This window comes from Pseudomonas sp. TE6283 (genome assembly GCF_054060555.1).
This window is the reverse complement of record NZ_JBSSDH010000030.1, coordinates 13,006-30,553: the sequence shown is the minus strand read 5'-3', so window position 1 is coordinate 30,553 and position 17,548 is coordinate 13,006. Positions and strand designations below refer to the sequence as shown.

The window sequence follows — 17,548 nt, the reverse complement described above, 5'->3', positions numbered from 1 at the left end:
GGGCCCATCCTGGGCCCCAGCGCTTGACGGGCATCCATGCCCGTCACCTCCCTCCGCAAGGCCTGCGTTCGGCCTCCTGAAGTCGCGAAGTTACGGGCGGCGCCTGGGCTGGCGTAGCTATCGCTAGTGAGGAGGGGGTAGCCTTGCGATCAAGATCAAGATCGTTGGTGTCGCTTAATTCTTCGACTTCGAATGCCGCCAGCCCTGGTCAAGGAGCGCAAACATCACCACCAGCACCCCGGCCACCGCGAGGATCAACGCCACGCCATCGGTGGAGTGAGTCGCCGACCCGGCCACCAGCGCCAGCCCGCCCAGCGGCGCCAGGCCACCGGCCACGGCGGTACCGACCTCGCGCCCGGTGCCGAACCCCGACGAGCGGGTCTGGGTCGGGAACTGTCGGCTGAGGAACGAGCCCTGCGGGGCGAACATCATCGGCGCCAGGATCCCGGTGCCCACGGCAATGGCCAGGTAGATCATCATCGGCTCGCCGGTCGACAGCAGTTGCAGGAACGGGAAGGCGAACAGCGCCGACAGCAACCCGCCGAGCATCAGCACGGTCTTGCTGCTCCACTTGTCGCACAGCCAGCCGAAGAACGGCACGGCAAAGATCGCCACCAGGCTGGCCAAGGTCACCGACAGCGAGGTGACATGCGCCTCGACACCCTTGAACTGGGTCAGGTACGCCAGCGAGAAGGTCTTGAAGATGTAGCTCAGGGCGTTGTAGCCCACGGCCACGAAGAACACCACCGCCAGGCCCTTGAGGTCGTTCCGGAACAGCAGCTTGAGCGGCGACACCTGCGGCTTGTCGTCGGCCTTGTCCAGCTCCTTGAAGTCCGGGGTCTCGGGGATGCTCTTGCGCACCCACAGGCCCACCGCCACCAGGGCGATGCTGGCGATGAACGGGATGCGCCAGCCGCCGGCCAGCAGGAACTCGTTGCCGTTCATGGTCAGCAGGTACACGGTCAGCGACGACAGCAGCAGGCCCAGGTTCAACCCCAGCGCCGGCCAGGCGCCCTGGCTGCCGCGCTTGCCTTCGCTGGCGTGCTCGTAGGAGGTCACCGCCGCGCCGGACAGTTCGGCACCGGCGCCCAGGCCCTGGATGATGCGGATGATCACCAGCAGGATCGGCGCCCATATGCCGATGGTGGCGTAGCCGGGGATCAGGCCGATCAGCATGGTGCACAGGCCCATCATGCAGAAGGTGATCACCAGCACGTGCTTGCGCCCGAAGCGATCGCCCAGGTAGCCGAACAGCACGCCGCCGAAGGGCCGGGCGATAAAGCCGATGGCGAAGGTGGAGAACGCCAGCAGCGATGCCACCGCCGGGTTGCTCGGGTCGAAGAAGATCTTCGAGAAGACGATCGCCGCCATGGTGGCGTAGAGGTAGAAGTCGTACCACTCCAGCATCGAGCCGAAAATGGTCGCCGCCGCCACCTTGCGCAGGCGCTTGCGTTGCTGTTCGGGGGTTTCGCTCGCGGCCAGGGCCGTTTCGTGTACCGACATTGAGGTTTTCCTTGTTGTCTTTGTAATTGTGGATGCAGCGGGTGGATCAGCGGGCCTGGAGAATCTTCTCGGCGATCATCTGGCCGATGGGGATCGCCGAGGTGGCGGCGGGCGACGGCGCATTGCACACGTGCACCATGCGTGGCGTCTCGGCGAACAGGAAGTCGTGCACCAGGGTGCCGTCGCGCATCACCGCCTGGGCGCGGATGCCGGCTTCATAGGGCAGCAGGTCCTCGACTTCGAGGGACGGGCAATACTTGCGGCACTGCTCCAGGTAGCCGCGCTTGAACAGCGAATTCTTCATCTCGGTGGTGCCGGAACCGAGGTTGTTCCAGAGGGTTTTCCAGAAGCCCGGAAAGCGTGCGTACTCGGCGACATCGCGCCAGTTCACCGAGAACTTGCGGTAGTTCTCCCGACCAAAGCCGAGCACCGCGTTGGGGCCGACGGTGACGCTGCCGTCGATCATCCGCGTCAGGTGCACCCCGAGGAACGGCAGCTCCGGGTCGGGGATCGGGTAGATCAGGTGGCTGACGATCTGGTTCTTGCTCGCCGGCAGGCGGTAATACTCGCCGCGGAAGGGGATGATCTGATGGTCGATCCTGACCCCGGCCAGGCGCGCCAGGCGGTCGGACTGCAGACCGGCGCAGGCCACCAGCTGGCGGGCGCGCCAGGTGTTGCCGTCGGCGCTGATCGCGACGTGGTCGCCATGTTCCTGTATGGCGCGCACGGTGGTGGACAGGCGCAGTTCGCCGCCGGCCTGGCCGATCACCTTGGCCATGGCGTCGCACACTTGCTGGTAGTCGACGATTCCGGTGGCATCGAGGAACAACGCGCCCTTGCCGACGATGTTCGGTTCCCGCTCGCGAAGTGCGTCGGCATCCAGGCGCTCGACCTTCAGGCCGTTCTGCTGCGAGCGCTCGTACAGCGCCTGCATGCGCTGCGCCTCCAGGTCATTGGAGGCCACCAGCAGCTTGCCGCAGACCTCGAAGGCGATGCCGTGCGCGCTGCAGAAATCCTTGGTGGCCTGGGCGCCGCGCTTGCACAGGTCGGCTTTGAGGCTGCCGGGGGCGTAGTAGATGCCGGCATGGATCACGCCGCTGTTGTGGCCGGTCTGGTGACGGCCGAGGCTTGCTTCCTTTTCCAGGATCAGCAGCGAAGCGCCGGGGCGTCGTTCGAGCAGGGCCATCGCGGTGGCGAGGCCGACGATGCCGCCGCCGATGATGCAGTAGTCGTAGGTCATGCAGGGTACCTTGGTATTCTTGTCGGTGAATCTGCTTATCAGGTTGTCAGACTAAGTGGTGCGCGTGAAAGCCTCGCCAGGTCGCGATGGTGTTCTCCGGAGTCAGTCGAGGTCGGGAAGGTCGAGTTTCAGGCGCTTGGCCGAGGCGCGCAGGTGCGCTTCGGCGCAGCCGGCAGCCGCCTGGCGGTCGCCGTCGGCGATGGCCTGGTACAGTGCCCGGTGCTCGCGCAGGGCATCGGCCGAACCGCCCACTGCGGGGGTGGCGGAGTTTTCCCAGGCGGTGCGGCGGGCGGCGGCCAACTGGCCGCCGAGGAAATCGTGGAAAGCGACGAAGTAGTCGTTCTTGCTGGCTTCGGCGATGGCGCGGTGAAAGGCCACATCGGCGGCCGAGGCCGTGGCGAAGTCGCTGCGCGGGTCTTCCATGGTGCCCAGGGCTGCGGCCATGCGCTCGAGGTCGTCGGCGTCGCGGCGGCGGGCGGCGATGGCGGCGGCCTGGGTCTCGATCCACAGGCGCATCTCGAACATCTGCACCAGGTCCGGCTTGCGCCCCTGGCTGCCGGGGAAACGGAACACCGTGCCGCTGGGCGTCTGCGAGATGTACGAGCCGAGCCCGCGGCGGGCGATCAGCACCCCGTCGGCCTTGAGCTGCGCCACGGCCTCGCGCACCACCGAGCGGCTGACATTGAGCTGTTCAGCCAGTTGCTGTTCGGTGGGCAGGCGCGATTCGGCGGCCAGGCGGCCGGAATCGATCTCGGCGCGGATGGCGCTGACGACCCTTTCGACGAGGGTGTCGGGGCGCTGGAGCTCTAGCATGGACAGGGGTTCTTATTGGTCAGGTTGTCAGACAATGCCTGTCTCGATAGTGGCCTGTCAATCTCCTGAAGGCTTGCGCGGTCCCTGTAGGATCGGCCTTGTGTCGCGAAAGGGCCGCATACCGGCCCTGGCGATTTCTGCTTCGCCGCCGAGATCCTGGGGCCGCTGCGCGGCCCTTTCGCGACACAAGGCCGCTCCTACAGAGGCGATGTAACAGCTCAGATTTCGGACACGAATGTCCCGGTCCCGGCAAGGATGTTCTGCAAAGTTTCCTTCACTTCATCCAGGTCGGTTCCGGCGCTGGTCAGAATGATCTCCAGCGTTTCATCCCCCTTCAGCGCATCACGATCCCCCGCCGCCACCTCGATCAGCAGCCGCTGCGCGCTCAGGGTCACCTTCAGCCCGTCCAGGGTCGACGGCTCGTCATCCAGGGTCAGGTCGACGGTGTCCTCGTCCGGATAACGGGTCAGCAGGAACATCTGGCCCTTGTCGCTGTGGCAGCACAGGGTCGCCATGTTGTCTTCCTCGTCGTCGCAGGGGGTGGCGAAGAGCAGGGCGGTTTTCAGTTGCATGGGCGGCTCGGGTCAATGGCAAAGGAAAGGAATTCTGACAGCCTTGGCGGCCGCGATAAACGTAAAGTTACCGCGCATTGACCGAAATTGTCGCAGCGCTGCAAGCCGCGGTGACCGTTCAGTCGTTAAGCTGCCCAGTCGGTGGACATGACGTTCATGTCCAACGCCTGGTTTTACCGTCCGGCTTGCCGCGGGTTGGCTATCGTTGATCCGTACCGGCGGACGTACGCGACGCTTCACCTATAACAAAGCCCAAGCGGAGTACCACAGATGGCGTTTTTCACCGCAGCCAGCAAAGCCGACTTCCAGCATCAACTGCAGACGGCCCTGGCGCAGCACATCAGCGAACAGTCCCTGCCACAAGTGGCGCTGTTCGCCGAGCAGTTCTTCGGCATCATCTCTCTGGACGAACTCACTCAGCGCAGGCTGTCGGACCTTGCCGGCTGCACGCTGTCCGCCTGGCGCATCATCGAGCGCTTCGACCCCGAACACCCGCAGGTGCGGGTCTACAACCCTGATTACGAACGCCACGGCTGGCAATCGACCCATACCGTGGTCGAGGTGCTGCACCACGACCTGCCATTCCTGGTCGACTCGGTGCGCACCGAACTCAACCGCCGCGGCTACAGCATCCACACCCTGCAGACCACCGTGCTCAGCGTGCGCCGCGGCGCCAAGGGCGAGCTGGTCGAGCTGCTGCCAAAAGGCACCCAGGGCGAGGGCGTCCGTCATGAGTCGCTGATGTACCTGGAGATCGACCGCTGCGCCAATGCCGCCGAGCTCAATACCTTGAGCATGGAGCTGGAGCAGGTGCTGGCCGAAGTGCGCGGCGTGGTCGCCGACTTCGAGCCGATGAAAGCCAAGATCCGCGAGCTGCTGGAGTTGGTGGAACAGAACGCCTTCGGCCCGGCGCAGAACGACAAGGCCGAGGTCAAGAGCTTCCTGTCGTGGCTGCTGGACAACCACTTCACCTTCCTCGGCTACGAAGAGTTTACTGTCGAGTCCGATGCCGACGGCGGCCACCTGGTCTACGACGAGGCCTCGTTCCTGGGCCTGGCCCGCCTGCTGCGCGCAGGCCTGGGCGCCGACGACCTGCGCATCGAGGACTACGCCGTCGCCTACCTGCGCGAGCCGCGCCTGCTGTCGTTCGCCAAGGCCTCGCAGCCAAGCCGCGTGCACCGCCCGGCGTACCCGGACTACGTGTCGATCCGCCAGATCGACCAAGACGGCAAGGTCATCAAGGAATGCCGCTTCATGGGCCTGTACACCTCGTCGGTGTACGGCGAGAGCGTGCACACCATCCCGTACATCCGTGGCAAGGTCGCCGAGGTCGAACGCCGTTCCAACTTCGACCCCAAAGCCCACCTGGGCAAGGAGCTGGCCCAGGTCCTCGAGGTGCTGCCGCGCGACGACCTGTTCCAGACCCCGGTCGACGAACTGCTCAGCACTGTCATGTCGATCGTGCAGATCCAGGAGCGCAACAAGATCCGCGTGTTCCTGCGCAAGGACCCGTACGGCCGCTTCTGCTACTGCCTGGCTTACGTGCCACGTGAGATCTACTCCACCGAGGTGCGGCAGAAGATCCAGCAGGTGCTGATGGAGCGCCTGAAGGCCACCGACTGCGAGTTCTGGACCTTCTTCTCCGAGTCGGTGCTGGCCCGCGTGCAGCTGATCCTGCGGGTGGACCCGAAGAACCGCATCGACATCGATCCGCAGCAGCTGGAAAACGAAGTGATCCAGGCCTGCCGTTCGTGGCAGGACGATTTCTCGGCGCTGGTGGTGGAGAACTTCGGCGAGGCCCACGGCACCAACATCCTGGCCGATTTCCCGAAAGGCTTCCCGGCCGGCTATCGTGAGCGCTTCGCCGCGCACTCGGCCGTGGTCGACATGCAGCATGTGCTGAACCTGTCCGAAGCCAAGCCGCTGGCCATGAGCTTCTACCAGCCGCTGACCCAATTGGGCGAGCGCCAGCTGCACTGCAAGCTGTACCACGCCGATACGCCGCTGGCGCTGTCGGACGTGCTGCCGATCCTGGAAAACCTCGGCCTGCGTGTGCTCGGCGAGTTCCCGTACCGCCTGCGCCACGCCAGCGGCCGCGAGTTCTGGATCCACGACTTCGCCTTCACCTACAGCGAAGGCCTCAATCTTGATATCCAGCAGCTCAACGACACCTTCCAGGACGCCTTCGTCCATATCGTCAAGGGCGACGCCGAAAACGATGCCTTCAACCGCCTGGTGCTGACTGCTGGCCTGCCGTGGCGCGACGTGGCGCTGCTGCGCGCCTATGCCCGCTACCTCAAGCAAATTCGCCTGGGCTTCGATCTGGGCTACATCGCCAGTACCCTGAACAACCACACCGACATCGCCCGCGAGCTGACCCGGTTGTTCAAGACCCGCTTCTACCTGGCGCGCAAGCTGACCCAGGAGGACCTGGACGACAAGCAGCAGCGCCTGGAGCAGGCGATTCTCAGCGCCCTGGATGAGGTCCAGGTACTCAACGAGGACCGCATCCTGCGTCGCTACCTGGACCTGATCAAGGCCACCCTGCGCACCAACTTCTACCAGCCGGACGCCAACGGCCAGAACAAGTCGTACTTCAGCTTCAAGTTCAACCCCAAGCTGATCCCGGAGCTGCCGAAACCGGTGCCGAAATTCGAGATCTTCGTCTATTCGCCACGGGTCGAGGGCGTGCACCTGCGCTTCGGCAACGTCGCCCGCGGCGGCCTGCGCTGGTCGGATCGCGAAGAGGACTTCCGCACCGAAGTGCTCGGCCTGGTCAAGGCTCAGCAGGTGAAGAACTCGGTGATCGTGCCGGTGGGCGCCAAGGGCGGCTTCCTGCCGCGCCGCCTGCCGCTGGGCGGCAGCCGTGACGAGATCGCCGCCGAAGGCGTGGCGTGCTACCGCATCTTCATCTCCGGCCTGCTCGACATCACCGACAACCTCAAGGACGGTGGCGTGGTGCCGCCGGCCAACGTGGTGCGTCACGATGAGGACGATCCGTACCTGGTGGTGGCGGCCGATAAAGGCACCGCGACCTTCTCCGACATCGCCAACGGCATCGCCATCGACTATGGCTTCTGGCTGGGCGACGCCTTCGCCTCTGGCGGCTCGGCCGGCTACGACCACAAGAAGATGGGCATCACCGCCCGTGGTGCCTGGGTCGGCGTGCAGCGACACTTCCGCGAACGCGGCATCAACGTGCAGGAAGACCCGATCACCGTGGTCGGTGTCGGCGACATGGCCGGCGACGTGTTCGGCAACGGCCTGCTGATGTCCGACAAGCTGCAACTGGTGGCCGCGTTCAACCACCTGCACATCTTCATCGATCCGAATCCGGATCCCGCCACCAGCTTCGTCGAGCGCAAGCGCCTGTTCGACCTGCCGCGCTCGGCCTGGAGCGACTACGACACCAGCATCATGTCCGAAGGCGGCGGGATCTTCCCGCGCAGCGCCAAGAGCATCGCCATCAGCCCGCAGATGAAGGAACGCTTCGCCATCGAGGCCGACCGCCTGACCCCGACCGAGCTGCTGCACGCGTTGCTGCAGGCGCCGGTGGACCTGCTGTGGAACGGCGGTATCGGCACCTACGTCAAGGCCAGCAGCGAAAGCCACGCTGATGTCGGCGACAAGGCCAACGACGCCCTGCGCGTAAACGGCAACGAGCTGCGCTGCAAGGTGGTGGGCGAGGGCGGCAACCTGGGCATGACCCAGCTCGGCCGGGTCGAGTTCGGCCTCAACGGCGGCGCCACCAACACTGACTTCATCGATAACGCCGGCGGCGTGGACTGCTCCGACCACGAGGTCAACATCAAGATCCTGCTCAACGAAGTGGTGCAGGGTGGCGACATGACCGAGAAGCAGCGCAACCAGCTGCTGGGCAGCATGACAGACGAAGTCGCAGGGCTGGTGCTGGGCAACAACTACAAGCAGACGCAAGCGCTGTCGCTGGCTGCCCGCCGCGCCCGCGAGCGAATCGCCGAGTACAAGCGCCTGATGGCCGACCTCGAGGCCCGTGGCAAGCTGGACCGCGCCATCGAGTTCCTGCCCACCGAAGAGCAACTGGCCGAGCGCCTGGCCGCCGGTCACGGCCTGACCCGCGCCGAGCTGTCGGTGCTGATCTCGTACAGTAAGATCGATCTCAAGGAGCAACTGCTCAAGTCGCTGGTGCCGGACGACGACTACCTGACCCGTGACATGGAAACGGCCTTCCCGCCGTCGCTGGTAAGCAAGTTCGCCGACTCGATGCGCCGCCATCGCCTCAAGCGCGAGATCGTCAGCACCCAGATCGCCAACGACCTGGTCAACAACATGGGCATCACCTTCGTCCAGCGCCTGAAGGAGTCCACCGGCATGAGCCCGGCGAACGTCGCCGGCGCCTATGTGATCGTGCGCGACATCTTCCACCTGCCGCACTGGTTCCGCCAGATCGAGGCTCTGGACTACCAAGTCCCTGCCGAGATCCAGCTGACCCTGATGGACGAGCTGATGCGCCTGGGCCGCCGCGCCACCCGCTGGTTCCTGCGCAGCCGCCGCAACGAGCAGGACGCGGGTCGCGATGTCGCCCACTTCGGGCCGAAGATCGCGCAGTTGGGCCTGAAGCTGGACGAGTTGCTGGAAGGTCCGACCCGTGAGCGTTGGATGGTCCGCTACCAAGGCTTCGTCGAGGCCGGCGTGCCGGAACTGCTGGCGCGCATGGTGGCGGGCACCACCCACCTGTACACCCTGTTGCCGATCATCGAGGCCTCGGACGTCACCGGTCACGATCCGGCGCAGGTGGCCAAGGCCTTCTTCGCCGTGGGCAGCTCGCTGGACCTGACCTGGTACCTGCAGGAAATCAGCAACCTGCCGGTGGAGAACAACTGGCAGGCCCTGGCCCGCGAGGCGTTCCGCGACGACATCGACCTGCAGCAGCGGGCGATCACCATCTCGGTGTTGCAGATGGCCGACGCGCCGCAAGACATGGATGCACGGGTGGCGCTGTGGTGCGAGCAGCACCGGGTGATGGTCGAGCGCTGGCGCGCCATGCTCGACGACCTGCGCAATGCCACCGGCACCGACTATGCGATGTACGCGGTGGCCAACCGCGAGCTGGTCGACCTGGCGATGAGCGGGCAGGCGGCGGTGATTCCGTCCTGAGCCTGGCGTTGAGGTAAAAGAAAGCCCCGGCAGTGATGCCGGGGCTTTTTCATATCTGCTGGCACAATCCCTGTGGGGGCGGTGTGTTATTTGAACCTGCGCTCCACGCCTTTCTCCACCAGAATCTTCGCCGAGATCTCTTCCACCGAGAAATGCGTGGAGTTGATGTTGGGAATGTTCTCCCGACGGAACAGGTTCTCCACCTCGCGCACCTCGAACTCGCACTGGGCAAAGCTCGAGTAGCGGCTGTTGGGCTTGCGTTCGTGGCGGATGGCGGTCAGGCGATCGGGGTCGATGGTCAGGCCGAACAGCTTGCTGTGGTGCTTCTTCAGCACCGCCGGCAGTTGCAGGCGCTCCATGTCGTCCTCGGTCAGCGGATAGTTGGCGGCGCGGATGCCGAACTGCATGGCCATGTACAGGCAGGTCGGGGTCTTGCCGCAGCGCGACACACCGACCAGGATCAGGTCGGCCTTGTCGTAATAGTGGGTGCGCGCGCCGTCGTCGTTGTCGAGGGCAAAGTTGACCGCCTCGATGCGCTCCATGTAGTTGGAATTGCCGCCGATCGAGTGGGACTTGCCCACGGAATACGACGAATGGGCGGTCAATTCCTGCTCGAGCGGGGATAAAAACGTCGAGAAGATGTCGATCATGAAGCCATTGGACGTGGCCATGACCTCGCGGATGTCCTGGTTGACGATGGTGTCGAAAATGATCGGACGCACCCCGTCGCGCTCGGCCGCGGCGTTGATCTGCTGGACCATGGCCCGGGCCTTGTCCAGCGTGTCGATGTAGGGGCGTGTGAATTTATTGAACGGAATGCTCTCGAATTGTGCGAGCAGGCTCTGGCCCAGCGTTTCTGCAGTGATGCCGGTACCGTCGGAGATGAAGAACGCGGTTCGTTTCATTTGCACCTGGGGGCCTTAAGCTGCCGAAGATTTCTGGATATGATAGGTTCGGTTTGCCGAACGCGGTTGCTCGGCATTCTCACTTATTTTCCAGGTCCAGGCCACAAGCGTCCGGCCCAGTCAGTCAGGCAGGCGGGCGCCCTTGAGCTTTTCCAATACAGTTAGTGGAGAGATCACCTTGGTAGAGTACGTAGTTTCCCTCGATAAGCTCGGCGTCCATGATGTGGAGCATGTGGGGGGCAAGAACGCATCCCTGGGCGAGATGATCAGTAACCTCGCAGGTGCCGGTGTCTCGGTGCCGGGCGGCTTTGCCACTACGGCTCAGGCGTACCGCGATTTTCTCGAACAAAGTGGCCTCAACGACCGCATCCACGCGGCGCTCGATGCGCTGGACGTCGATGACGTCAACGCCCTGGCCAAGACCGGCGCGCAGATCCGCCAGTGGGTGATGGAAGCCGATTTCCCGGCGCGTCTGGATTCGGAAATCCGTACGGCCTTCGCCGAGATGGCCGGCGGCAATGAAAACATGGCGGTGGCCGTGCGTTCCTCGGCCACCGCCGAAGACCTGCCGGATGCCTCCTTTGCCGGCCAGCAGGAGACCTTCCTCAACATTCGTGGCGTCGACAACGTGATCCGCGCGGCCAAGGAAGTGTTCGCGTCGCTGTTCAACGACCGCGCCATTTCCTACCGCGTGCACCAGGGCTTCGACCACAAGCTGGTGGCCCTGTCCGCCGGCGTGCAGCGCATGGTCCGCTCCGAGACCGGCACCGCCGGTGTGATGTTCACCCTCGACACCGAGTCGGGCTTTCGCGACGTGGTGTTCATCACCGGCGCCTACGGCCTGGGCGAAACCGTGGTGCAGGGTGCGGTCAACCCTGACGAATTCTACGTGCACAAGCAAACCCTGCAGGCCGGCCGCCCAGCGATCCTGCGCCGCAACCTGGGCAGCAAGGCGATCAAGATGGTCTACGGCGACGAGGCCAAGGCCGGTCGTTCGGTCAAGACCGTCGAGGTCGAGCGTGCCGAGCGCGCGCGCTTCTGCCTGAGCGACGCCGAAGTCAACGAACTGGCCAAGCAGGCAATGATCATCGAGCAGCACTACCAGCGCCCGATGGACATCGAGTGGGCCAAGGACGGTGACGACGGCAAGCTGTACATCGTCCAGGCCCGCCCTGAGACCGTGAAGAGCCGTTCCAGCGCCAATGTCATGGAGCGCTACCTGCTGAAAGAGAAAGGCACCGTGCTGGTCGAGGGCCGCGCCATCGGCCAGCGCATCGGCGCCGGCAAGGTCCGCGTGATCAACGATGTCTCGGAAATGGACAAGGTCCAGCCGGGCGACGTACTGGTCTCGGACATGACTGACCCGGACTGGGAGCCGGTGATGAAGCGCGCCAGCGCCATCGTCACCAACCGCGGCGGGCGTACCTGCCACGCGGCGATCATCGCCCGTGAACTGGGCATCCCGGCTGTCGTCGGCTGCGGCAACGCCACCCAGGTCCTGAAAGACGGCCAGGGCGTCACTGTATCCTGCGCCGAAGGCGATACCGGCTTCATCTTCGAAGGTGAGCTGGGCTTCGACGTCAAGCAGAACTCGGTCGATGCCATGCCGGAACTACCGTTCAAGATCATGATGAACGTCGGCAACCCGGACCGCGCCTTCGACTTCGCCCAGTTGCCCAACGCCGGTGTCGGCCTGGCGCGCCTGGAGTTCATCATCAACCGCATGATCGGCGTGCACCCCAAGGCGCTGCTCAACTACGCCGGCTTGCCGCCGGAGCTGAAGGAAAGCGTCGACAAGCGCATCGCCGGCTACGACGACCCGGTCGGCTTCTATGTCGAGAAGCTGGTCGAGGGCATCAGCACCCTGGCTGCGGCCTTCTACCCGAAAAAGGTCATCGTGCGCCTTTCGGACTTCAAGTCCAACGAGTACGCCAACCTGATCGGCGGCAAGCTCTACGAGCCGGAAGAAGAGAACCCGATGCTGGGCTTCCGCGGTGCCTCGCGCTACATCAGCGAGTCGTTCCGTGACTGCTTCGAGCTCGAGTGCCGTGCGCTGAAGCGCGTGCGCAACGAGATGGGCCTGACCAACGTCGAGATCATGGTGCCATTCGTGCGTACCCTGGGCGAAGCCAGCCAGGTTGTCGACCTGCTCGCCGAGAACGGCCTGGCCCGCGGCGACAACGGCCTGCGCGTGATCATGATGTGCGAGCTGCCGTCCAATGCCATCCTTGCCGAAGAGTTCCTCGAGTACTTCGACGGCTTCTCCATCGGCTCCAACGACCTGACCCAGCTGACCTTGGGCCTGGACCGCGACTCGGGCATCATCGCCCACCTGTTCGATGAACGTAACCCGGCCGTGAAGAAGCTGCTGGCCAACGCCATTGCCGCGTGCAACAAGGCCGGCAAGTACATCGGCATCTGCGGCCAGGGCCCGTCGGACCACCCGGACCTGGCCAAGTGGCTGATGGAGCAGGGCATCGAGAGCGTGTCGCTGAACCCGGACTCGGTGCTCGAGACCTGGTTCTTCCTGGCCGAGGGCCAGGGCGCGGCCTGATGCGCTGAAGGCAACACACTGTGGGAGCGGGCTTGCCCCGCGATAGCGCCAGATGGGACAGCAGTGTCTGCAGGTCTGGCTCAATCGCGGGGCAAGCCCGCTCCCACGTTCAAGTCACCTGTTTTTTCGTGAACCCATGCAAAGCAGCTCCACCCAATTCCCCGTCGCGTTGCTCAGTGCCGAGCGCCGCGGCGACCTCAGCGAAGATGTCTATCGGATCAAGGCCGGCAACAGCCCCGACCCGAGCGTCGAGCTGGCCGTCACCCGCCTGGGCCTGGCCGACCAGGATCGCGTGCAGGGCGTGCCGGTCATCCTCCTGCACGGCAGTTTCTCCAACCGGCGCTTCTGGTACTCGCCCAAGGGCATCGGCCTGGGCGCCTACCTGGCCCGCGCCGGGTTCGATGTGTGGATCCCGGAGATGCGCGGCCATGGCCTGTCGCCGCGCAACCGCGACTGGCGGCAGAACCGCGTGGCCGACTATGCCCGCTACGACCTGCCGGTAATCGGCGCTTTCGTTCGCGAGCAGGCCGGGCAGGCGCCGCACTGGGTCGGCCACTCGCTGGGTGGCACCACCCTGGCGGCGGCCCTGGGCAGCGGTTACCTGGATACCGCGCTGGTGGCCAGTGCGGCGCTGTTCGGCACCCAGGTCAGCCGGGTCTACTGGCCGCTGAAAGTGCCGCCGGTGGAGTGGGGCGCGCGGGTGTTGCTCAAGCGCTTCGCGCAGATCTCGGGCTCGCGCCTCAAGCGTGGTCCTGAGGACGAACCCATCGGCTTGGCCTTGGAGAGCCTGCGCTGGAATGGCCTGTTCGGCCGCTTCGGCGACAAGGACAAGGACTGGTGGGCGGGCCTGGCCGAGGTCGAGGTGCCGCTACTGGCGGTGGCCGGGGCCGGCGACTTCCAGGACCCGGTGTGGGCCTGTCGCAAGCTGTTCGAGCAGTTCGGCGGTGACGCCAGGCAGTTCCTGCGCCTGGGGCGCGAGGAGGGCTTCGAGGCCTTCGGGCATGTCGACATGCTGGTCAGCAAGGCGGCGCAAACCCAGGTGTGGCCGCTGGTGGAGCGCTGGTTGAGGGATCCGCGGGTGCCGGTGCATGCCTCGACGGTGGTGATGGAGCCGGTGCCCGCCAATTGATTGCGTGTCGGCATCTTCGCAGGTAAAGGCGAACTGACTGCTCGGTCCCGGATGACTGCCGGCCTCCTGCGGTGTAGCCTTGCTCCACATCCGCTTTCGTTGTGACTGACAGGAGTTTCCCATGCAGCATTACGTAACGCCCGACCTGTGCGACGCCTACCCGGACCTGGTCCAGGTGCTCGAACCCATGTTCAGCAACTTCGGCGGTCACGACTCGTTCGGTGGCCAGATCGTCACCATCAAGTGCTTCGAGGATAACTCGCTGGTGAAGGAGCAGGTCGAGCTCGACGGCAAGGGCAAGGTCCTGGTGGTCGACGGTGGTGGCTCGCTGCGCCGCGCGCTGCTGGGCGACATGCTCGCCGAGAAGGCTGCGAAGAATGGCTGGGAAGGCTTGCTGATCTACGGCTGCGTGCGTGACGTGGACGTGCTGGCGCAGACCGATGTCGGCATCCAGGCCCTGGCCAGTCACCCGATGAAGACCGACAAGCGCGGCATCGGCGACCTCAATGTCGCGGTGACCTTCGCCGGCGTGACCTTCCGCCCGGGCGAGTACGTGTATGCCGACAACAACGGCGTGCTGGTCTCGCCAAGCCCGCTGAAGATGCCCGAGTGACGCGCCGTACACCGATGGAGCTTTGATGTTCGAGGAAGACAACGCGCAGTGGGGCCTGGTGCATGCCCTGGTGCTCGATGGCAAGGGTGGCGCGCGCTCGATCGCCCGCACCGAGCTGGACGACCTGCAATTGCAGCCCCAGGAAAGCCTGTGGCTGCACTGGGATCGCAGTCACCCGCAGACCCGCACCTGGTTGCTTCACGACAGCGGCTTGAGCGAGTTCGCCTGCGAGCTGCTGCTGGAGGAGAACACCCGCCCGCGCCTGCTGCCATTGGCCGACGAGCAAATGCTGCTGTTCCTGCGCGGGGTCAACCTCAACCCAGGCGCCGAGCCCGAGGACATGGTCTCGGTGCGCATCTTCGCCGAGGCGCGGCGGGTCATTTCCCTGCGTCTGCGGCCCCTGCGGGCGAGTGACGAGGTCTTGCAGCAACTGGACGAGGGCAGGGGGCCGAAGACTGCCTCCGAACTGCTGTTGCTGATGGGCGAGCTGTTGACCGAAAAGGTCCAGGCGCTGGTCAGTGACCTGTCAGAAGCGGTCGATCTGGAAGAAGAAAAGGCAGAATCCGACGAACGGTATTCTCCGGCCCAGGGCAGCCTGCAGCAGATACGTCGCCGCGCCGCCGGCCTGCGGCGTTTCCTCGCGCCACAGCGCGACATCTATGCCCAGCTGTCGCGCAATAAATACAGCTGGTTCGCCGATGCCGATGGGGACTACTGGAACGAGCTGAACAACAGCCTGATCCGCTACCTCGAAGAGCTCGAGCTGGCCCGCGAGCGCGCCGCGCTGGTGCTGGAAAGCGAGGACCGGCGGCGCAGCGAGCGGATGAACCGGACCATGTACCGGTTCGGTATCATCACCTGCATCTTCCTGCCCATGAGCTTTATTACCGGGCTGCTGGGGATCAATGTCGGCGGTATTCCCGGTGCGCAAAACCCCTATGGCTTCCTGTTCGCCTGCATCGTCGTGCTGGGGCTGGCAGCAGGGCAGTGGTGGTTGTTTCGGCGGTTGCGGTGGGTTTGACATCGAAGGGGCTGCTGCGCAGCCCATCGCGACACAAGGCCGCTCCTACAGGGATCGCGTTTGCCTGTGGGAGCGGCCTTGTGTCGCGATGGGGCGCGCAGCGGCCCCTGAATAGTGGCCAGCTGAGGCAATTTGAAACATTCGTCCCAGTGGCAGGTGTGACCCGTCGTCACCAGCCCTCGTCTTTGACTGACATTGCGCGAGGTGCCCATGCACGATCCGTTTGAAGAATCCCTGCGCGACCTGCTCAAGGCGTCGCCGTCCGGCCAGGACCGCGACGACGCCGCCTGCCTGGGTCGCGTGCTCAAGACCGCCAACCGACAGGTCGGCGCGGGCGATCTGTTCAGCCTGCTTGGCCGCTGGAGCCAGGCGCTGCTGATCGCCGTGAACAATGGTTCGGCGCACGTCGCGCCGGTCCGTCGCAACTCTACCCGCAAACCTGCCGCCGGCAGCAACGCAGATAAGGCCGATTGAATATGGAACTCGATCTCTGGACCCAGAGCCTGGTCACCGCCATGACTGCCCTTTGGACCAAGGTGGCGAACTTCATCCCCAACCTGTTCGGCGCGCTGGTCGTGGTGCTGCTCGGCTTCGTCGTGGCCAAGCTGCTCGACACGCTGCTGTCCAAGGTGCTCGCCAAGTTCGGCCTGGATCGCCTGATGAGCGGTACCGGGCTGACCAAGATGCTCGCCCGGGTCGGCATCCAGGTGCCGATCTCGACCCTGATCGGCAAGATCGTCTACTGGTTCGTGCTGCTGATCTTCCTGGTCTCGGCCGCCGAATCCCTGGGGCTCGAGCGGGTCTCGGCGACCCTCGACATGCTCGCCCTGTACCTGCCCAAGGTGTTTGGCGCGGCGCTGGTGCTGCTGGCCGGCGTGCTCCTGGCGCAACTGGTCAACGGCCTGGTGCGCGGCGCCGCCGAGGGCATTGGCCTGGAATACGCCGCCGGCGTCGGGCGCATCGCCCAGGGCCTGGTGATCATCATCAGCATTTCGGTGGCCATCAGCCAGCTTGAGGTCAAGACCGACCTGCTGAACCACGTGATCGTCATTGGCTTGATTACCGTTGGTCTGGCAATTGCGCTGGCCATGGGCCTGGGCAGCCGGGAAATCGCCGGGCAGATCCTGGCCGGCATCTATGTGCGCGAGCTGTACCAGGTCGGCCAGCAAGTGCGTATTGGCGAGGTCGAAGGCCACATCGAGGAGATCGGCACGGTCAAGACGACCCTGCTGACCGATGAGGGCGAACTGGTGTCGCTGTCTAATCGCGAGCTGCTCGAGCAGCGCGTGAATAGCCGCTAACCGCGCAAAAGCTGTTAATGTATGCCGCCGCAAAAATCGGCCCAGGGGCCGAGCGGCGACATTGACCTGACTGTCGGCCAGATCCGTTTTGAATAAAGTTCATTCGCCGCCCATGCGCTATGACCCCCGCGAGCTCACCGACGAGGAGTTGGTGGCGCGATCGCATGAGGAGCTGTTTCACGTCACCCGCGCCTACGAGGAGCTGATGCGCCGCTACCAGCGCACGCTGTTCAACGTCTGCGCGCGCTACCTGGGGAACGATCGGGATGCCGACGATGTCTGTCAGGAGGTGATGCTCAAGGTGCTCTACGGGCTGAAGAACTTCGAGGGCAAGTCCAAGTTCAAGACCTGGCTCTACAGCATCACCTACAACGAATGCATCACCCAGTACCGCAAGGAGCGTCGCAAGCGCCGGCTGATGGATGCCCTGAGTCTGGACCCTGTCGAAGAGGCGTCCGAGGACAAGGCACCGAAGCCGGAGGAAAAAGGCGGGCTGGACAGATGGCTGGTGCATGTGAACCCGATCGACCGGGAAATCCTGGTGCTGCGATTTGTCGCAGAGCTGGAATTCCAGGAGATCGCGGACATCATGCACATGGGCCTGAGCGCCACGAAGATGCGCTACAAGCGTGCGCTCGACAAGCTTAGAGAGAAATTTGCAGGCCTGGCTGAAACTTAGTTGTCAGCAAATACCTCTAACCAATCGGCAAGTTCTGCTAGACTTGCCGTCGAGTTGTCCCCCCGGATTTTGGTGGGACTGC

Annotated in this window: 13 protein-coding genes; 8 read left to right on the top strand and 5 right to left on the bottom strand. The window is 64.5% G+C overall.

What is annotated here, in order from left to right; translation table 11 throughout:
* Positions 1-174: 174 nt before the first annotated feature.
* The 4 genes from ACVWZ5_RS24475 to ACVWZ5_RS24460 form a co-directional block, all read right to left on the bottom strand.
* Positions 175-1,503, bottom strand: coding sequence for an MFS transporter (locus tag ACVWZ5_RS24475; protein WP_062574650.1), 1,329 nt, complete (start codon positions 1,501-1,503; stop codon positions 175-177).
* A 46-nt stretch (positions 1,504-1,549) separates the two neighbouring features.
* The gene (gene lhgO, locus ACVWZ5_RS24470; RefSeq protein ID WP_062574649.1) at positions 1,550-2,743 is read right to left on the bottom strand and encodes an L-2-hydroxyglutarate oxidase; all 1,194 of its coding nucleotides are present in this window, start codon (positions 2,741-2,743) and stop codon (positions 1,550-1,552) included.
* A gap of 102 nt (positions 2,744-2,845) precedes the next feature.
* Positions 2,846-3,556, bottom strand: a complete 711-nt coding sequence (locus tag ACVWZ5_RS24465; protein WP_062574648.1) for a FadR/GntR family transcriptional regulator — start codon at positions 3,554-3,556, stop codon at positions 2,846-2,848.
* A 218-nt stretch (positions 3,557-3,774) separates the two neighbouring features.
* The gene (locus ACVWZ5_RS24460; protein ID WP_028692932.1) at positions 3,775-4,128 is read right to left on the bottom strand and encodes a hypothetical protein; all 354 of its coding nucleotides are present in this window, start codon (positions 4,126-4,128) and stop codon (positions 3,775-3,777) included.
* A 270-nt stretch (positions 4,129-4,398) separates the two neighbouring features.
* On the opposite strand from ACVWZ5_RS24460, the gene ACVWZ5_RS24455 reads away from it, so the two are divergent.
* The gene (locus ACVWZ5_RS24455; protein ID WP_062574647.1) at positions 4,399-9,264 is read left to right on the top strand and encodes an NAD-glutamate dehydrogenase; all 4,866 of its coding nucleotides are present in this window, start codon (positions 4,399-4,401) and stop codon (positions 9,262-9,264) included.
* A gap of 86 nt (positions 9,265-9,350) precedes the next feature.
* Here ACVWZ5_RS24455 and ppsR read toward each other — a convergent pair whose 3' ends face one another.
* Positions 9,351-10,169 carry a posphoenolpyruvate synthetase regulatory kinase/phosphorylase PpsR gene (ppsR, locus tag ACVWZ5_RS24450; RefSeq protein WP_028692934.1) on the bottom strand — a complete coding sequence of 273 codons (819 nt, stop codon included), beginning with the start codon at positions 10,167-10,169 and terminating at the stop codon, positions 9,351-9,353.
* Positions 10,170-10,347: 178 nt separating this feature from the next.
* Between ppsR and ppsA the strand changes: the two genes are divergently transcribed.
* From ppsA to sigX, 7 genes are all read left to right on the top strand, one after another.
* Positions 10,348-12,723 (top strand): phosphoenolpyruvate synthase, encoded by a 2,376-nt coding sequence (gene ppsA, locus ACVWZ5_RS24445; RefSeq protein ID WP_028692935.1) that lies wholly within the window; start codon positions 10,348-10,350, stop codon positions 12,721-12,723.
* Between the two features lie 136 nt (positions 12,724-12,859).
* Complete coding sequence (locus tag ACVWZ5_RS24440; protein ID WP_084941219.1) at positions 12,860-13,852, top strand: alpha/beta fold hydrolase; 993 nt, start codon at positions 12,860-12,862, stop codon at positions 13,850-13,852.
* Positions 13,853-13,973: 121 nt separating this feature from the next.
* Positions 13,974-14,465 carry a ribonuclease E activity regulator RraA gene (rraA, locus tag ACVWZ5_RS24435; RefSeq protein ID WP_023630330.1) on the top strand — a complete coding sequence of 164 codons (492 nt, stop codon included), beginning with the start codon at positions 13,974-13,976 and terminating at the stop codon, positions 14,463-14,465.
* A 25-nt stretch (positions 14,466-14,490) separates the two neighbouring features.
* Positions 14,491-15,486 carry a zinc transporter ZntB gene (locus tag ACVWZ5_RS24430; protein ID WP_062574644.1) on the top strand — a complete coding sequence of 332 codons (996 nt, stop codon included), beginning with the start codon at positions 14,491-14,493 and terminating at the stop codon, positions 15,484-15,486.
* Between the two features lie 210 nt (positions 15,487-15,696).
* Complete coding sequence (locus tag ACVWZ5_RS24425) at positions 15,697-15,960, top strand: hypothetical protein (RefSeq protein ID WP_028692938.1); 264 nt, start codon at positions 15,697-15,699, stop codon at positions 15,958-15,960.
* Between the two features lie 2 nt (positions 15,961-15,962).
* Entirely contained in the window at positions 15,963-16,787 is an 825-nt protein-coding gene (locus ACVWZ5_RS24420; RefSeq protein WP_028692939.1) for a mechanosensitive ion channel family protein, read from the top strand.
* Positions 16,788-16,899: 112 nt separating this feature from the next.
* Positions 16,900-17,466, top strand: a complete 567-nt coding sequence (sigX, locus tag ACVWZ5_RS24415; protein ID WP_036986838.1) for an RNA polymerase sigma factor SigX — start codon at positions 16,900-16,902, stop codon at positions 17,464-17,466.
* The last annotated feature ends 82 nt before the right edge of the window (positions 17,467-17,548 follow it).

Bases quoted from the DNA above. Each gene is read 5' to 3' on its own strand.
- ACVWZ5_RS24475 (WP_062574650.1), bottom strand. From the start codon at position 1,503: ATGTCGGTACACGAAACGGCCCTGGCCGCGAGCGAAACCCCCGAACAG.
- lhgO (WP_062574649.1), bottom strand. From the start codon at position 2,743: ATGACCTACGACTACTGCATCATCGGCGGCGGCATCGTCGGCCTCGCC.
- ACVWZ5_RS24465 (WP_062574648.1), bottom strand. From the start codon at position 3,556: ATGCTAGAGCTCCAGCGCCCCGACACCCTCGTCGAAAGGGTCGTCAGC.
- ACVWZ5_RS24460 (WP_028692932.1), bottom strand. From the start codon at position 4,128: ATGCAACTGAAAACCGCCCTGCTCTTCGCCACCCCCTGCGACGACGAG.
- ACVWZ5_RS24455 (WP_062574647.1), top strand. From the start codon at position 4,399: ATGGCGTTTTTCACCGCAGCCAGCAAAGCCGACTTCCAGCATCAACTG.
- ppsR (WP_028692934.1), bottom strand. From the start codon at position 10,169: ATGAAACGAACCGCGTTCTTCATCTCCGACGGTACCGGCATCACTGCA.
- ACVWZ5_RS24440 (WP_084941219.1), top strand. From the start codon at position 12,860: ATGCAAAGCAGCTCCACCCAATTCCCCGTCGCGTTGCTCAGTGCCGAG.
- rraA (WP_023630330.1), top strand. From the start codon at position 13,974: ATGCAGCATTACGTAACGCCCGACCTGTGCGACGCCTACCCGGACCTG.
- ACVWZ5_RS24430 (WP_062574644.1), top strand. From the start codon at position 14,491: ATGTTCGAGGAAGACAACGCGCAGTGGGGCCTGGTGCATGCCCTGGTG.
- ACVWZ5_RS24425 (WP_028692938.1), top strand. From the start codon at position 15,697: ATGCACGATCCGTTTGAAGAATCCCTGCGCGACCTGCTCAAGGCGTCG.
- ACVWZ5_RS24420 (WP_028692939.1), top strand. From the start codon at position 15,963: ATGGAACTCGATCTCTGGACCCAGAGCCTGGTCACCGCCATGACTGCC.
- sigX (WP_036986838.1), top strand. From the start codon at position 16,900: ATGCGCTATGACCCCCGCGAGCTCACCGACGAGGAGTTGGTGGCGCGA.